This window comes from Paenarthrobacter sp. UW852 (assembly GCF_024608385.1).
In the GTDB taxonomy this organism is placed as follows: domain Bacteria; phylum Actinomycetota; class Actinomycetes; order Actinomycetales; family Micrococcaceae; genus Arthrobacter.
Genome location: NZ_JAMSGY010000002.1, coordinates 228743 through 244677, shown reverse-complemented (window position 1 = coordinate 244677; position 15935 = coordinate 228743). Strand labels below are relative to the sequence as shown.

The 15935-nt window shown below is 63.0% G+C and carries 16 protein-coding genes; 6 read left to right on the top strand and 10 right to left on the bottom strand.

The annotated features are described in order from the left end of the window. Window positions 1-99 precede the first annotated feature (99 nt). Together NEK97_RS04220 and NEK97_RS04215 are read left to right on the top strand one after the other, a co-directional pair. A complete protein-coding gene (locus NEK97_RS04220) occupies window positions 100-906 on the top strand; it encodes an isoprenyl transferase (protein ID WP_257368684.1) in 807 nt (268 codons plus the stop codon). A gap of 237 nt (window positions 907-1143) precedes the next feature. Continuing rightward, window positions 1144-2538, top strand: coding sequence for a PhoH family protein (locus NEK97_RS04215; protein ID WP_257368683.1), 1395 nt, complete (start codon window positions 1144-1146; stop codon window positions 2536-2538). 157 nt (window positions 2539-2695) lie between these two features. Here the strand turns inward: NEK97_RS04215 and NEK97_RS04210 are convergent, their stop codons facing one another. Together NEK97_RS04210 and NEK97_RS04205 are read right to left on the bottom strand one after the other, a co-directional pair. Further along, window positions 2696-3340, bottom strand: coding sequence for a GNAT family N-acetyltransferase (locus NEK97_RS04210; protein ID WP_257368681.1), 645 nt, complete (start codon window positions 3338-3340; stop codon window positions 2696-2698). A 49-nt stretch (window positions 3341-3389) separates the two neighbouring features. After that, the gene (locus tag NEK97_RS04205) at window positions 3390-4151 is read right to left on the bottom strand and encodes a hypothetical protein (RefSeq protein WP_257368679.1); all 762 of its coding nucleotides are present in this window, start codon (window positions 4149-4151) and stop codon (window positions 3390-3392) included. A 62-nt stretch (window positions 4152-4213) separates the two neighbouring features. On the opposite strand from NEK97_RS04205, the gene NEK97_RS04200 reads away from it, so the two are divergent. Further along, window positions 4214-4759, top strand: a complete 546-nt coding sequence (locus NEK97_RS04200; RefSeq protein ID WP_257368678.1) for an A24 family peptidase — start codon at window positions 4214-4216, stop codon at window positions 4757-4759. Between the two features lie 76 nt (window positions 4760-4835). Continuing rightward, a complete protein-coding gene (locus NEK97_RS04195; RefSeq protein ID WP_257368676.1) occupies window positions 4836-5321 on the top strand; it encodes an NUDIX domain-containing protein in 486 nt (161 codons plus the stop codon). Here the strand turns inward: NEK97_RS04195 and NEK97_RS04190 are convergent. After that, complete coding sequence (locus NEK97_RS04190; protein WP_257368674.1) at window positions 5315-6991, bottom strand: MDR family MFS transporter; 1677 nt, start codon at window positions 6989-6991, stop codon at window positions 5315-5317. The two genes, NEK97_RS04195 and NEK97_RS04190, sit on opposite strands and share 7 nt — an antisense overlap. Beyond that, window positions 6988-7674, bottom strand: coding sequence for a TetR/AcrR family transcriptional regulator (locus tag NEK97_RS04185; RefSeq protein ID WP_257368673.1), 687 nt, complete (start codon window positions 7672-7674; stop codon window positions 6988-6990). Before NEK97_RS04185 ends, NEK97_RS04190 begins: the two co-directional genes overlap by 4 nt. 37 nt (window positions 7675-7711) lie before the next feature. Here NEK97_RS04185 and NEK97_RS19945 point away from each other — a divergent pair, with 37 nt between their 5' ends. Continuing rightward, a complete protein-coding gene (locus NEK97_RS19945) occupies window positions 7712-7861 on the top strand; it encodes a hypothetical protein (protein WP_374111508.1) in 150 nt (49 codons plus the stop codon). Here NEK97_RS19945 and NEK97_RS04180 read toward each other — a convergent pair. The 3 genes from NEK97_RS04180 to NEK97_RS04170 all read right to left on the bottom strand — a co-directional run bounded on the left by NEK97_RS04180 (window position 7827) and on the right by NEK97_RS04170 (window position 10696). Continuing rightward, on the bottom strand, window positions 7827-9254 hold the full coding sequence (locus NEK97_RS04180; protein ID WP_211713145.1) for a class II fumarate hydratase: 1428 nt from the start codon (window positions 9252-9254) through the stop codon (window positions 7827-7829). The genes NEK97_RS19945 and NEK97_RS04180 overlap by 35 nt on opposite strands. Before the next feature lie 87 nt (window positions 9255-9341). After that, the gene (locus NEK97_RS04175; RefSeq protein ID WP_235519330.1) at window positions 9342-9956 is read right to left on the bottom strand and encodes a carbonic anhydrase; all 615 of its coding nucleotides are present in this window, start codon (window positions 9954-9956) and stop codon (window positions 9342-9344) included. Window positions 9957-10018: 62 nt separating this feature from the next. Beyond that, window positions 10019-10696, bottom strand: a complete 678-nt coding sequence (locus NEK97_RS04170; protein ID WP_257368671.1) for a DUF4245 domain-containing protein — start codon at window positions 10694-10696, stop codon at window positions 10019-10021. 200 nt (window positions 10697-10896) lie between these two features. Between NEK97_RS04170 and glpX the strand changes: the two genes are divergently transcribed. Then, window positions 10897-11919 (top strand): class II fructose-bisphosphatase, encoded by a 1023-nt coding sequence (glpX, locus tag NEK97_RS04165; protein WP_235519334.1) that lies wholly within the window; start codon window positions 10897-10899, stop codon window positions 11917-11919. A gap of 148 nt (window positions 11920-12067) precedes the next feature. Here glpX and NEK97_RS04160 read toward each other — a convergent pair whose 3' ends face one another. The 3 genes from NEK97_RS04160 to NEK97_RS04150 are packed head-to-tail and all read right to left on the bottom strand — an operon-like array spanning window position 12068 to window position 15933. After that, window positions 12068-13003, bottom strand: a complete 936-nt coding sequence (locus NEK97_RS04160; protein ID WP_257368670.1) for a peptidoglycan bridge formation glycyltransferase FemA/FemB family protein — start codon at window positions 13001-13003, stop codon at window positions 12068-12070. Window positions 13004-13006: 3 nt separating this feature from the next. Beyond that, a complete protein-coding gene (gene manA / locus NEK97_RS04155; RefSeq protein ID WP_257368668.1) occupies window positions 13007-14257 on the bottom strand; it encodes a mannose-6-phosphate isomerase, class I in 1251 nt (416 codons plus the stop codon). A gap of 53 nt (window positions 14258-14310) precedes the next feature. Further along, window positions 14311-15933 (bottom strand): LCP family protein, encoded by a 1623-nt coding sequence (locus tag NEK97_RS04150; RefSeq protein WP_257368667.1) that lies wholly within the window; start codon window positions 15931-15933, stop codon window positions 14311-14313. Window positions 15934-15935: the final 2 nt, after the last annotated feature.

The window sequence follows — 15935 nt, the reverse complement described above, 5'->3', positions numbered from 1 at the left end:
GAATAACTTACGTTCCGGTAAGTTACCGCAGGGTAACCTGCGTCGGAGGATTTTGACCCGAGACTGCACCGGCTCGACGGCTGGGGCGGGTAGCCTTGGATGTGCGTCGTCGTCGTACAAGCAAGGAAGTCAGGTGAGAGTCCGGTGGAGCTGCCCGGTTTCCTCTATGGCTTTTACGAGCGCAAGTTGCTGCGCTCACTCAAGCAGGACCAGATCCCGCGGCATATTGGCGTAATGGTGGACGGTAACCGCAGGTGGGCCCGCCAGTTCAACGCTCCAACGAGCCAAGGGCATCAGGCTGGGGCGGACAAGATCCACGAATTCCTGGGCTGGTGCCAGGAGCTCGGCGTCAAGGTCGTGACGCTCTACATGCTCTCCACGGACAACATGAACCGCTCCGGTGAAGAACTGGACCTGCTCATGGGCATCATTGCCAACACCATGGACCGCCTCGACGAGGACGAAGACGTCTCGGTCCACGCCATGGGCGCACCTGAGCTGCTCCCGGACTACCTTGCCGAACGACTCAACAAACTGACGTCCCGGACTCCTGTCCATGAAAAGATCCACGTCAACGTAGCAGTGGGTTACGGTGGTCGACGCGAAATTGTCGACGCCGTGCGGGAACTGCTGCACGATGCTGCCGCCAAGGGACGCACCATGACGGAGGTCGCAGATGAACTTTCGGTGGACGACATTTCACGCTTCCTCTACACCCGCGGCCAGCCCGATCCGGACCTGGTGATCCGCACGTCCGGCGAGCAGCGGCTCTCTGGCTTCCTCATGTGGCAGAGCGCTTACAGCGAGTTCTATTTTTGCGAAGCCCTGTGGCCTGCTTTCCGCAAGGTCGATTTCCTGCGTGCGCTCAGGGATTATGCCGGGCGCCAGCGCCGGTACGGAACCTAGCCGCCGTCGGGTTCACCGAAAATTAACGAGACGGACATGCGACTTGCCGACGACGGATTGCGGAAATGAATGTGTCCGGGATTACGTTAATCCCATCAGCAGGCAAAACCGCCCGCTGATCGGGGAGGCCAGTACATGGAGCGGAACATCGCACCAGTTACATGGGAGGCCACGCCCGGCCTTCCGGCCGAGCCGCTTCACCATTAGGCCGGGCGACCGCCCGGGGCTGGAGTCGATGTGGCTATTTCTGAGCAACTGCCCGCAATGGTTTCCGACGGGGAAAGTGCAGCTACCTCTCGCGCCAAGCGCGTCCCACAAAAAGCGCAGACCGTCACGTCCGCCACAGGCCGCAGCTACGTGATCGACACGTCAGTCCTGCTTTCGGACCCACACGCGTTATTGCGCTTCGCTGAACACGAAGTCATCGTCCCGATTGTTGTCATCAGCGAACTCGAAGGCAAACGCCACGATCCCGAACTGGGCTACTTCGCCCGGAAAGCGCTCAGGCTCCTGGACGACCTCCGGATCGAACACGGCGGTTTGGACCACCCCATTCCGATCGGGTCCGACGGCGGAATCCTCCGGGTGGAAATGAACCACATCTCCCCGGATGTCCTGCCGGCAGGGTTCCGCGGGGGAGACAACGACAGCCGCATCCTGGCGGTGGCGAAGAACCTGGCCAACGAAGGCCACAACGTCACGGTTGTCTCCAAGGACCTGCCCATGCGCGTCAAAGCGTCTGCCATGGGCCTGAATGCCGACGAGTACCGCAACGAGCTGGTCAAAGATTCCGGCTGGACTGGCATGGCCGAGGTGGAAGCCAACGACGACGAAATCACCACGCTCTACGGACACGAGCCCGTCTTCATCCCTGCCGCGGCCGAACTCCCGGTCAACACCGGGTTGGTCCTGCTCTCCAACCGCGGCTCCGCCCTTGGCCGCGTGGGGGCCGACAAGCAGGTCCGCCTGGTCAAGGGCGACCGCGACGTCTTTGGACTCCACGGTCGCTCAGCCGAACAACGGCTTGCCATCGACATGCTCATGGATCCATCGGTGGGCATCGTATCGATCGGTGGCCGGGCAGGCACTGGTAAGTCGGCCTTGGCGCTCTGTGCGGGCCTGGAAGCCGTCCTGGAACGCCGCGAGCACCGGAAGGTTGTAGTGTTCCGGCCCCTGTACGCGGTGGGCGGACAGGAACTGGGCTACCTCCCGGGCTCCGAGTCCGAAAAGATGAACCCCTGGGCGCAGGCTGTGTTCGATACCTTGGGCGCACTGGTCAGCCAGGAAGTGGTGGAAGAAGTCATGGACCGGGGCATGCTCGAGGTCCTTCCCCTCACCCACATCCGCGGACGCTCACTGCACGACGCCTTCGTGATCGTCGACGAAGCCCAGTCCTTGGAGAAGAACGTCCTGCTCACCGTGATGAGCCGGATCGGCCAAAACTCCAAGATCGTCCTCACCCATGATGTGGCCCAGCGCGACAACCTCCGTGTCGGCAGGCACGACGGCGTTGCGGCCGTCGTCGAGACGCTCAAGGGTCATCCGTTGTTCGGCCACATCACGCTGACGCGCTCCGAACGCTCGCCGATTGCTGCCTTGGTGACGGAGTTGCTGGAAGGGGCTGAAATCTAAGTCCTGGGGCCGCGCCGTGGTTGCCAACGCGCGGCAACTGCCTCCCGCGGTCGCTTAGACACAACGCAAAAGGCCCCTTCGGTCGCTGGGCGACCTTAGGGGCCGATGCGTCCCGATGCGCTCCTTTCCGGGAGGCCGTTGCCGCGCCGTCGCGCCGTTAGAGGCCCAGGTACGTTTTCAGTGTTTCGTGGCCTTGGACTTTGAGGGTCCAATCCGGGCGTTTGAACGTGGTGGGAGTGAGCCTGACTTTTTGGACTTCCTCGACCTTCTCGCCCCAGGCATGGCGGAAGGTGCCGTTGGGTTCGTAGCCCAGGCTCGTCGAGACTCCCAAGGACTGCTTGTTCCAGACGGCGGCCTCGGACTCGGCGATCTCCGCGTTCAGGTAGTCAAAGGCATAACCCACGACGGCGGAACGCATCTCCTTGCCGAAGCCGCGGCCCTGCGCGGACTGCTTGAGCCACGAGCCTGTGCTGACTGTCCTCAGGGTGGCGAAGTCCTTGGCACCAAGGTCCTGGACGCCGAGGAACTCTTCCTCGTGCCAGACGGCGAGCAGCATGGTCCACGAATCCGGCGTGAAGTTGGCACGGCACCGCCAGTACCACTGGGCCATATTGGGTGCCAGTTCGTCCTTCGGCAGTTCGGCCCACGGGGTGCTGAACGGGCTCTTGCCGGCCTCGTGGATTCCGGAGCGGGCGGCAGCCACAGCGGAGGGGATATCCGCGTCCATAACGGCGCGCAGGGAGAGCCTCGGGGTGGTGAGGATGAGTCCGAACGGGGGCCAGATGTTTGCCAGCGATGTCATCGCCGTAGCTTAGCCCGTCGGCAATGCGTGGGCGAGTCAAGCGCTCGGATCAGGCGGCGGGGCCGATGTCCCAGGGAATGTGGCGCCTCACGTCGGTGAGGTTCATGGATTCCGCAAGGAAGAGATCGTCCAGCATGTACTCATCGACTCCCAGGATCCGGAGCCAGTGGCCCTTGCCGGATGTCTCCCCGTCGAGGCTCTGGCTGGCAACACAAACTCCCGTACCGACGTCGATCCTTAGCAGTGTCCGTCCAGGGTGGACCAGCGGCTCCTTGGGGTCCGAGGGGACGTAGGTCCGGCTGGGCGTAACGATCGTTTCCAGTGCCGGCCGGCCCTCATGGTCCACCTCCCGCGGCTCGTCCAGGAACACCCTGTTGGTATCGGGAAATTCGATCGGGACCGGAGCGTTACCGGCAAGTTCCACGGGGTCGAGCGCAGCGGCGAGCCGGCCATTGCCAAACGCAGGCTCGCCGTAGGCGGCCTCGGGGCGGCGCCGGACCAAACCGGCGTCGTCATAGACCGGCGTGACAAGGTGCGGCGGGAGCAACCACGAACGGCGCGTAGCGCTGACGTAGAAGTCATCACGGGAATCGTTGATGCCTGTGGTGCTGTGCAGCAGTTGGCCGTCAGGAGTTTCAAGGCGGAGGGCACCCGGACGCCGAAGCCAGGCCCGGACCATGGTGGCCCCGGTCCCTGGCCGCTCGAGGTATTCGAAACGGAGGGTGGTCCACCTCCACGGCGAAGAACGGCAAAGGTTCCGGAATGTGGAGGACAAGTCAGAAGCCTGTCCGCCTGCACTGAATCGCCCCATATCCACAGTTTACCTAGGTGTCCAAGCGGTCCGGGAAGCCAAAGCGGGATAGCATCACGAAGGTGATCCGACGACTCTCCGACCTCTGGGACGACAGCCCGCTGGCCTTCTGGCTGGTCGCCGTGGCATGCCTGTACTTCCTGGTGATGGCCGTGCGGCTCACGGTGATTGACGTCCGGAGCCACCTGCTGCCCAACCGCATCGTGTTCCCGTCCTACGCAGTGGCCGGGTTGCTCCTGCTGGGGGCAGCCCTCGCAGCATCCATTACCGGCACCGACCCGCATCCCACGGGCGACCTTCTTGGAGTTCCCGGCCTCGGCGTACTTACCGGGGGAGTTGGGCTATGGCTGTTTTACTTTGTGCTCCGGCTGATCCACCCGCCCGGGATGGGGTTCGGGGACGTCAAACTCGCGGGGGTACTGGGCCTGTACCTGGGGTACCTGGGATGGGCGCACCTCTTTGCCGGAACGTTTGCGGCATTCCTGCTGGGTGGGCTGTGGAGCCTGGCCATCCTGTTGAGCCGGAAGGGAAACCTGCGGTCGGCCATTCCCTTCGGACCGTTCATGCTGGCTGGTGCCGCGGCCGCCATGGTGCTGTTGCCCGCCTAAGGCTAGCCTGTCAGCAAAGACAACGGGCCTTGATGACTAAAGAAGACTGAGACCTGCTGAGGAGGATGCTGGGACAATGGGTGCACCCGAGTTCGTGCTCAAACTAAGGGAAAAGATCGGCAACGATGCCCTCTGGCTGCCCGCCGTCCGCGGAGTGGTCTTCAACGATGATGGACAGGTGCTGCTGGGCCAACGTGCCGACAATGGCCACTGGGCGCTCATCACCGGCATGCTGGAGCCCGGGGAACACCCTGCACCCGGTTTGGTCCGAGAGATCTTCGAGGAAACGGCGGTAGTGGCACGGACCGAGCGAATCATCGGTGTAGGAGTCGTGGGGCCAATAACGTTCCCGAATGGCGATGTCTGCGACTTTTTGGACATCACGTTCCGCTGCAGATACGTGTCGGGAGAAGCGCGGGTCAACGACGACGAATCCCTTGCCGTCGGCTGGTTCGGCCTGGACGAACTCCCCGAAATGAGCGCAGGGAACCTTGAAGCCATCAGGCTTGCCACGGAGCCCGAAGGCCCCGTGGCATACCAGCCGGAGGATGAGGGCTACTGACGCCCAGCGTCCGCGGTGGGACGATCGTCGTCGAGCTCTGTGGAAGCCGCCAGGCTGGCTTCGAGCTGCGCAGTCTCCAAGCGCTCCGCTTCAAGCCTCTCAGCCTCGGCGCCACCCACGGCCTCTCCACGGGCCACCATTCCCGCGGTGTCAGAGAGGGGAATCTGCTTCAGTGTGATGGCCAGGAGCAGTGCGATGGCGATGAAGGGCACGAGGTACCAGAACACGGGGGCCAGGGAGTTCGCATAAGCGTTGACGATCGCGTCCCGCAGTTGCTCAGGCAGTTGTGCCAGAGCCTGCGGATCCAGGGTGCTGGTGGACTGGGACGCTTGTTCAGTTGACGCGCCTGCGCCCTTGAATGCGTCCGTCAGGGACTCTGCCAGGCGGTTGGTGAAGATCGAACCGAACACTGCAACACCCAGCGAGGCACCCACTTCACGGAAGTAGTTGTTGGTGCTGGTCGCGGTACCGATTTGGTCAGCCGGAACGGAGTTCTGCACCACCAGCACGATGACTTGCATGATGAGGCCCAGACCTGCACCGAAGATGAAGAGCTGGACGCAGATCACCCAGATAGGCGTGGCAGCGGTCAACGTGGTCAGCCACAACATGGCCGCAATGGTCAACGACGCACCCAGGATGGGGAACATCTTGTACTTGCCGGTCTTGGAAATGCGGATACCGGAGTAGATGGAAGTGCCCATCAGGCCCACCATCATGGGCAGCATCAGCAGGCCGGACTCGGCAGCGGACGTCCCGGAGGACATCTGCAGGAAGGTGGGCACGAAGGCGATTGCTGCGAACATGCCCAAGCCCAAGGTGAATCCGATGGCCGTCGCATTGATGAAGATGGGGTTCTTGAAGAGACTGAGCGGAATGATCGGGTCCTCCGCGCGGCGTTCAGTCATCACGAAAGCCACTGCTGCCAGGACCATGCCGGCACCGAAAGCCCAGGTGAGCGGGGAATCCCAGCCTTCATCCTTCTTGCCGCCAAAGTCCGTGAAGAAGATCAGGCAGGTGGTGGCGGCGGAAAGGAATACGACACCGAGGATGTCGATCTTCTTTTCGGCCTTCTTGTTGGGCAGCGTCAGGGTAAACCAGGCGGTGATGAAGGCGGCGATGCCAATGGGGATGTTGATGTAGAAGGCCCATTCCCAGGTGAGGTGGTCCACGAAGAAGCCGCCCAGGAGGGGCCCTGCAACGGCGGAGAGGCCGAAGATCGCGCCCAGGGGTCCCATGTACTTTCCGCGTTCCTTGGCAGGAACAATGTCAGCGATGATGGCCTGCGACAGGATCATCAAACCGCCGCCGCCCAATCCCTGAATGGCGCGGAAGACCACGAAGCCCCAGAAATCCGTGGCGAACGCGCAGCCTACGGAAGCCAGGGTGAACAGGGCGATCGCAACCAGGAACAGGTTTCGGCGCCCAAGGATGTCACCGAACTTGCCATAAATGGGCATCACGATGGTGGTTGCCAGCAGGTAGGCGGTGGTGATCCAGGCCTGGTGTTCCACGCCGCCCAGCTTGCCCACGATGGTGGGCATGGCCGTGGAGACGATGGTCTGGTCCAGGCTGGACAAGAGCATGCCGGCGATGAGTGCGGAGAAGATGATCCAGATGCGTTTCTGGGTCAGCAGCAGTGGCTCTGCCGCTTTCGATAAGGTGCTCATGCGGGGTCCTTTGAGGTTTCAAGGGGGTTGGGTCCCAGCTGGTGGCTCGTGGCCAGCGGCTGGGCAAAGAGTTTGCGTGCGGCGTTGAGGTTCTGTTCGAGGATCGCGCGGTACGGGCGGGTGTTGTCCTCCGAAAAGAACTGCTGGGCTGTCTTCTTCGAGACAGCCCCGAACAACACGGTGGCCGTCATGACTTCGGGATGATCGGGTTCCAGCCCTTCACGGGCGGCAACGAGCCCGGCGAATTGGCGCTCGCGGGCTTCCCCTTCAAGGGTGAGCCGGGCCAGGAGCTGGGGCTCGGCCGTGATGGCTGCGATGAACTGTTGAACCTCGGTGCGGCTGATGGATGAACGCTCCATCAGGGTCACGGTGAGGACATGCAGCGCAGCGAGGAGCGTTTCCGAAATGCTGTCCGGCGTTCGGGACGGATTCTGGTTGAACGCGGCCAGGGCATCCGTCGGCAGCTCGTCGGAAAACGAACCGATCACAGCGTCTTCCTTGGAATGGAAGTAGTTGAAGAACGTCCGGCGCGATATCCCGGCCGCTTCGCAGACCTCTTCGACCGTGAAACCGTTGAGGCCATGCTCAGCGGTCAAGGAACGTGCGACGGCGGTGATCGCCGTCCGCGTGGCAGCCCGCTTGCGCTCGCGGAGGCCGCCGTCGATATTTGCACTATTGCTCACAAAGTAAAGTTTTGCACTCTTGTATCAAGAGTGCAAAATGTTTTCCTGTGTCATCTCCCACACGTGGTTAAACTTCCGGGGACGACGACGGCCGGTACCCTTCGTGCGGAAGGGTACCGGCCGTCGTCGTACTTCAGGGATGAACCGGAAGGCTATGCCTTGTGTGCAGGCGACGTCATGGTGGTGACGTCCAGGGCCTTGTCGAGGTCAGCCTCAGAGACCTTGCCTTCACCCTCGCCAACGAAGCCGAGCTTCTCGGTTGCCTGGCGGATGGTCAGGCCTTCCTTGACGGCGATCTTGGCGATCTTGGCTGCGTTCTCGTAGCCGATGTACTTGTTCAGCGGCGTCACGATGGACGGGGAAGCCTCAGCGAGGAAGCGTGCGCGCTCCACATTGGCGGTGATGCCGTCGATCATCTTGTCGGCCATGACGCGGCTGGTGTTGGCCAGCAGGCGGATGGACTCGAGCAGGTTGGCGGCCATGACGGGGATACCGACGTTCAGTTCGAAAGCGCCGTTGGTGCCGGACCAGGCGATGGCGGTGTCGTTGCCGATGACCTGGGCGCACACCATGATGGAAGCTTCGCAGATGACCGGGTTGACCTTGCCCGGCATGATGGATGAGCCCGGCTGGAGGTCCGGGATGGCGATTTCGCCGAGACCCGTGTTGGGGCCCGAGCCCATCCAGCGGAGGTCGTTGTTGATCTTCATGAAGGAGATCGCGATGTTGCGCAGCTGGCTGGAGCCCTCGATCAGGCCATCGCGGTTTGCCTGGGCTTCGAAGTGGTCGCGTGCCTCGGTCAGCGGAAGGCCGGTGTCGGCTGCGAGGAGTTCGATGACGCGCTCAGGGAAGCCGGCCGGGGTGTTGATGCCGGTGCCCACGGCGGTGCCGCCCAGGGGAACCTCGGCGACGCGGGGGAGTGCGGCGTTGATGCGCTCAATGCCGTAGCGGACCTGCGCGGCGTAGCCACCGAATTCCTGGCCCAGCATGACCGGTGTTGCATCCATGAGGTGGGTGCGGCCGGACTTGACGACGTCCTTGAACTCAACAGCCTTGCGGTCCAGGGATGCTGCCAGGTACTCCAGCGCCGGGATCAGGTCATTGATCAGGGCCGAGGTGGCGGCAACGTGGACCGAGGTCGGGAAGACGTCGTTGGAGGACTGCGAAGCGTTCACGTGGTCGTTCGGGTGGACAACTTTGTCACTCCCGGCTGCTGCCAGTGCACGCGAAGCGAGCTCGGCGATGACCTCGTTGGTGTTCATGTTGGAGGAAGTACCCGAACCGGTCTGGAAGACGTCGATCGGGAAGTCGCCGTCGTACTTGCCGGATGCAACCTCATCGGCAGCTGCGGCGATGGCCTCGGCGAGCTCGCCATCGAGCACCCCCAGTTCGGCATTTGCCAGTGCGGCCGCCTTCTTGACGCGGGCAAGGGCTTCGATGTGGGTGCGCTCAAGCGTCTTGCCGGAGATCGGGAAGTTCTCCACAGCACGCTGCGTCTGGGCGCGGTACAGGGCGTTCACGGGGACGCGAACTTCGCCCATCGTGTCATGTTCAATACGGAACTCAGTGGTGGAAGTCATGGGGCTAGCTTATGGCGATTGGCCGCCTCACTGAAAACCCGGGGGACAGTGCTACGTGCCCCGGCCGCATGGCCGGGGCACGTCCAACTACAGCTCGCCGATGGCGGAAACAAGGGCCGCCTGGCCCTCGTCAAGCTTGTACGAAAGGCCAATGACGGCAACTCGACCATCTTCAATGGCGTCCGAAATCACACGCGAGCTGTCCGCCAGTCGCTCGGCAGTCTGCTTGACGTGTTCCACCACCATGTCGTTGACGTCCTCCTGGCCGTTGCGCTTGGCCGTGAGCACCGAGGGGGTGATGCGCTCCACGAGGTCCCGGATGAAGCCCGGCGGCATCTCGCCGGTTTCCACCGCACTCTTGGTAGCCGTGACAGCTCCGCAGCTGTCGTGGCCCAGGATGGCGATCAGGGGAACCTTGAGTTCGCTGATGCTGTACTCGAGGGAACCCAGGACGGCATCATCAATCACCTGCCCGGCCGTGCGGACCACGAAGGCATCGCCAAGGCCGAGGTCGAAAATGATTTCGGCCGCAAGCCGGGAATCCGCGCAGCCAAAAATGACAGCAAAAGGATTCTGGCCCTCAAGGAGTGAGGAGCGACGCGAGGCATCCTGGTTGGGATGGCGCGATTCGCCCGATACAAAGCGTTCATTGCCCTCGCGAAGGCGTTGCCAAGCCAGGGCCGGAGTCAGTTTAGTAGGCACCTTATTACCTTACGATGCAGGTGCGGCGCCCTGTGAAACTGTTGCGCAGTTGTGCGCTTGTCCTACGGCTTGGGTGACCCGGTGGGAGCCGGGGCCTGGTCGGCGGACTTAACGACGGCGGCTGCCAGCGTTGCGAACTCGTCAAGGCTGGCTGTGCCGCTAAGGATCAGCGTGGTGCCGCGGTATTCCAGCACCATACTGCGCTTGTCCTTCCCGGAGTCCCGCAGTTCCCAGTCCTGGCCGCCTGCGTTGCGTGTACCGGTGACCGGCAGGTTGCCCGTCTGCTGCAAAATCCAGGTGGGGTTGGCCTGTTTGGTCTGGGTGAGGCCGATGAAAGCCTCCTTGGGAGTCAGGTAGCCCACTTCCCAAGTGGGTACTCCGCTGCCCGTACCGGACTCCCACCTGGCGTAGTTGGGAGTGAATGTGTCGCCGGTATCCGGGGTAACCGGTGTGAATCCCGCCACATCCGTGGCGTTCCTTGCGATGGAAGCCACGTCCACAGGCGGCCTGAAGCCTTCGCCTTTCGGTGCCGGGTTCATCAGGACGATCGGAAGGAATGCCAGGACGCAGACCAGCAGCGCAATGACCATACCGATGACCGAAGCGTTGGCCCGCTTGGCAGCTTTCGCCGCGATGACGGGTTTGTACGGTGCATCCGGGGCAGCCTGGTCCTGGGTTTGGTTGGCCTCTGCAGCATCGGAGGGGTTGTCCGCTGCGGGCTTGTCCTGCGTTTCACTCACCACTCAATGATCCCTTATCGGAGCAGGGAACACACATCCGGGCACCTCACCACCGTTATTGCGGTCGGTAGTCATTCAACGACCCCAAGTGGATGCGGCGACTATGATCGTTGGTAGAGGAACCCCGGGTTGCCCCGTGCAACCATGTCCGGTCCCGTGAATCGTCACTCGAAGAAGAGGTTCAAGTGTCTCCTGCACCAATGACCCAGCAGTATTCCACGATTTCGCCGTCGCTCGCCGTCGGCATCGACGAACCCGACCGCAACCTTGCGCTTGAACTCGTCCGTGTCACCGAAGCCGCGGCAATTGCCGGTGGCCACTGGGTAGGTTTCGGCGACAAGAACAAGGCAGACGGCGCGGCCGTCGATGCCATGCGTTCGTTCCTTCACACCGTCCACTTCAATGGCGTCGTGGTGATTGGTGAAGGCGAAAAAGATGAAGCCCCCATGCTGTTCAACGGTGAACAGGTTGGTGACGGCACCGGCCCCGAGTGCGACGTCGCCGTGGACCCCATCGACGGAACCCGCCTCACCGCCCTGGGCATCAACAACGCCCTGGCAGTGCTGGCAGTTGCCGAGCGCGGATCCATGTTCGACCCCTCCGCCGTGTTCTACATGGAGAAGCTCGTCACCGGCCCTGAAGCTGCCGACATGGTTGACCTCCGCCTGCCGGTCAAGCAGAACCTGCACCTGATCGCCAAGGCCAAGGGCGTGAAGGTCAACCAGCTCAACGTCATGATCCTGGACCGTGACCGGCACCGTCCGCTCGTGGAGGAAATCCGCGAAGCGGGCGCGCGCACCAAGTTCATCATGGACGGCGATGTCGCCGGTGCCATCGCCGCAGCCCGTTCCGGGACCGGCGTAGATGCCCTCATGGGTATCGGCGGAACTCCGGAAGGCATCGTTGCCGCCTGTGCCATCAAGTCACTCGGCGGCGTCATCCAGGGCCGCCTGTGGCCGACGTCGGACGACGAGAAGCAGAAGGCCATCGACGCCGGGCACGACCTCGACCGCGTCCTGTCCACCAATGACCTCGTCACCTCGGATAACTGCTACTTCGCAGCGACCGGCATCACCGACGGTGACCTCCTCCACGGTGTGCGTTACCAGAAGGACCGCGTCCTGACGCAGTCCATCGTGATGCGCTCCAAGTCCGGGACCGTGCGCTTCGTTGACGCCGAGCACCACGCATCCAAGTGGGAGACGTACGCGCGCAAGGCGTAATCCCCTCACCTAACAGAAGGACGGCGAGCATTGCTCGGCGGCTATCTCCTCGTACCTCGTCGATTTGATGCCGCTGCCGCAATACTCGCCGTCCTTCTTTGTGCGTGGAGGCTCCGGCTTCGCGCTCTTTTTGGGGGGAGGTGGAGGCTCAGCGGAGCTTGTCGCGGAGGCTTCTCGCCAGTTGGTAGGCGCTGTAGCGGAGTTTGTTCACTGGGAGGTCCCAGGTTCCGGGGTAGGAGACTTCGCGGCCTCCGAAGGATTTCTTGAAGGACGTGAAGCCGGCCCATTTGTGGTCCGGCTGGTCCTCCGGTGCCACGCCCCACAGGTCCACGTGCTTGAGGCCCTTCTCCTTGGCGTCGGCCATCAGGGTGACTAAGAGCGGGATCCCTGCGCTGAGTTTGCGGTGGGTGTCGTCCAAGGCAGCGTGGGCGTACACGCGGGTGTCCGACGAATCGTACGCGAAAGCAGCAGCGATCGGCTCGCCCTCCAACTCCGCGATGAACAGCGTACCGGCGCCGGCGGGGAGCAAAGAAGCTGCCACCTGGGTGAGGTACTCATCGCTTTGGGGCTTGAAGCCGTTGCGGGCTGCCGTCAGGTGGAGGAAGTGCAATAGCACCGAAATGTCGGCGGGATCCTGGGACGCCCGGAAGGTGACGCCCTTCTTGTGGATGTTCCGGTACAGGTTCCGGTTGGTCGGCTTCATCCCTGCCAGGACATCCTTGAAGTCACCCTCGAGGTCCACAATCCAACTCAGCTCGGGCTGCTGGTTGACCGGAGCGGGCCGCAGGCCGCGTGCGCGGAGGAGGGGGCCGGCGTCGGACGCTGTGAAACCGGCGGCAGCGGGCTCCATCCGCACGAAGACCGCACGTTCCCTCTTGGCCAGGGCCACCAGGGCTTCCGTTGCGGCATCGAAAGCTTCCACCGACTCAGCGACCGGACCGTACGGGGAGTAGATGACTTTGCCCGCGGGGTTCTTCTCCTCGATGGCGAGGAAGCTCCAGCCCGGGCCGGACTGTTCATGGACGCGACGGCCCAAGGCACGCTGGACGTCGGCCCACGCTGGGGTTTGCAGGAAAAACTCCATGGATCAGTTCCCCAGCCCCGTGGTAACGGCGAAGGCAACGCTGGTTTCCGTGGCACCCTGGATCGGGTGCACGTTCACGGGCGCCTCAATGTCCGGAATGAAGGCCGCGCCACCGCGCTGGAGCTGCAGATCGCTCTTGGGGGAATCCAGCAGTACCTCACCAGAGACCACCACGACGACGGCGGGTCCGGTCTGCGCCAGCGGCACCGGTTCTGCCCCGGGAGCAAGTTCAATGCGCTGCAACTGGAACTCCGTGAACGGCGGGCGATAGAGCTCCTGCCCGAATTCGGTGCCGCTCGCCTCGACACGGGGAACCCCCAGTGCCTCGAAGCGGACGGTTTTCAGCAGTTCCGGGACATCGACGTGCTTGGGTGTCAGCCCGCCACGCAACACATTGTCCGAGGACGCCATCACTTCCACACCCAGTCCATGGAGGTAGGCGTGGACGTTGCCGGCGGGCAGGTAGACCACTTCGCCGGGCTCCAGTGAAACGAGGTTCAGGAGGAGCGAAATGAGCACTCCAGGATCCCCTGGGAAGGCTTCGTTGATGTCCAGGAGCGCACCCAGCACGTCCTCATGGGGTTCCTTGGGCGCTCCCGAGCGGAGGACAGCTTCGACCTCGACAACGGCCTCCGAGACCTTCCGGCCACCCTCGATCAAGCGGGTAAAGGCTGCCTTCAGTGCTGCCGGTTCCTCGGACTGCCCCAGGTCGGCGATGACACCGGTGATGATGTCCGGGACATCCATGGCGGCGGAGTCCATGCACGCCGCAAGGTGCTCGAAAACCTGTCGTGCGGAGGCAGCGGACCTGAATCCGCACAACGCCCGGAACGGAGTCAACGCAAAGATCAGCTCCGGCTTGTGGTTGTCATCCCGGTAGTTCCGTTCAGCGGAATCGGCAGGCAGCCCGGCCGCGTTCTCACGCGCATAGCCCTCACGCGCTTGCTCAAGGCTGGGGTGCACCTGGAGGGACAGCGGTTGCTCGGCGGCCAGGATTTTGGTCAGGAACGGAAGCCGCGGCCCGAACGCTTCGAGGCTTTCACTCCCGAGGAAATGCCGGGGATTGGAGGCAATCAAAGCATCCAGCGGCTCGGTCACACCGTTGGGGTGTATCGCCGTCGAGGGTGAATCCGGGTGCGCCCCAATCCACAGTTCCGCTTCCGGCCCGCCCGAGGCCGGCCGACCCAACAAGTCTGCGATCGCCGTCGTAGAACCCCAGACGTAGGGCCGCAAAACATTCTCAATCTGGTACACGGAAGAAGGTCCTTATCGTTGCGCTGGACGTGGTGGTTGAACGACAGCCGGGCTTAGAGCGGTGCGCATTGCCCGTTGGTGGCCACGAGGTCGCGGATACCTTGCTCATCGCCCTGGGCCTTGAGGCCGTTCAACAACTCAATGGTGATGGGCGTGCCGTCCGGAGTGGTGGTCACCGGGGTGAAATCCGCCGACGGCGACGGCAGTTGGCTTGCCGGGAGGCGCGCCGGTACCGGGCCCGCGGCGGCGGCACCGGCAGGCGTGCCGGTGGGGGAGACGACGGCGTCATCCGCTTTGGGGCTGTTGGAGGACTTCAGGAGTTCCTGGACCTTGGAGTGGATCAGGTCGAAGTCGGGAACGGTGGAGAACGACGCATCGAAGTCCGGAGGTCCGATGGTCAGCCGTTTGACGGGCTGGTTCTTGGACTTCAGGGCAAGATCGACAAAGCTGCCGAGCTGGTTTGAAGAAATGTTCGAGTCAACCACTTTGGTGCCGGCGTTGGCGATGTCCTCGAACTTGGTCAGCAGGGTTGCAGGATCCAGTTGCTTGAGCATGGCTTGCTGCACGCACTGTTGGCGTGCGATCCGGGCGTAGTCGTCCACGAATTCGCGGGACCGTCCGTACCACAGGGCATGGAAGCCGTCCAGGTGCTGGTCACCGGCGGGGATCCAGCCGTCGGGCATGCCGTGGATACCGTGGGCCTCGTCAGTGACAGGGCCGCTGATAGGTACCCAGCCCCCGGCCTTGATGCGGATTCCGCCCATGGCGTCGATGAGTTTTGCGAAGCCGTCCATGTCCACCAGGACGTAGGCCTGCACCGTGATCCCCAAGGTTCCGGAAACGGCCTCAAGGGTGGCTTGTGCACCTGGGTCGGATACGCCCGGGTACAGGTTCTGGTAGTTGTTGGTGACCTCGGTGTTGACGGCGTTGATGAGGCATTCATCGCCGCAGTTGTAGCCGTCGGGGTAGATCTTGCGCATGGGCGAGCCCTCGCTGAACTGCGCATTCTGGAGGTTTCGGGGGACCGAGATGATGGCGCTTTCGCCCGTCTTCGCGTCGACACTGATGACGGAGAGGCTGTCCGGTCGACGGCCCGTCCGGTCATCGCCGGCGTCCCCGCCCATCATCAGAAAGTTGTAGCGCCCGTCCACGGGATCGATGGCGGGACCGGCGTCGAAGATGCTGCCGATCGCATTGCGGCTCACGTTCAGGACGTACGCGATGTATCCCAGCGAGCCACTGGCCACCACCGTGGATGCGACCAGCACGACGGCGATGATGGGCCGCATCCCCGGCGCCAGGAGGTTGGGCCTGATGATCCTCAACGTGTTGAGGAACAGATAGGCCCAACCCAGCGCCAAGACCACCAACACCACAATGACCAGCAGGGAACCAACGGGGTGCGTGACGATGCTGAGCAGCAGGGTCCGGTTTACCAGGGCGATGACGAGGGTCAGCAGCGCCACGGCCCACACAGTCAGGGTGACGCGCAACGCCATGCGGCCCAGCTTGCGGTCGCCGGCAACGATCTGCGCGCTGCCGGGGATGAAGAGAGTCAGGAGTACCAGCACGAAGGCGCGTTTGGTCCGCACCGGAGCGCTGGCTCCGGCGGGGTAGCGGACAGGATCAGTCAGTGCGTTACCCGGCTGATTCGGTGTCTTGTGCATGGTAGTCATCC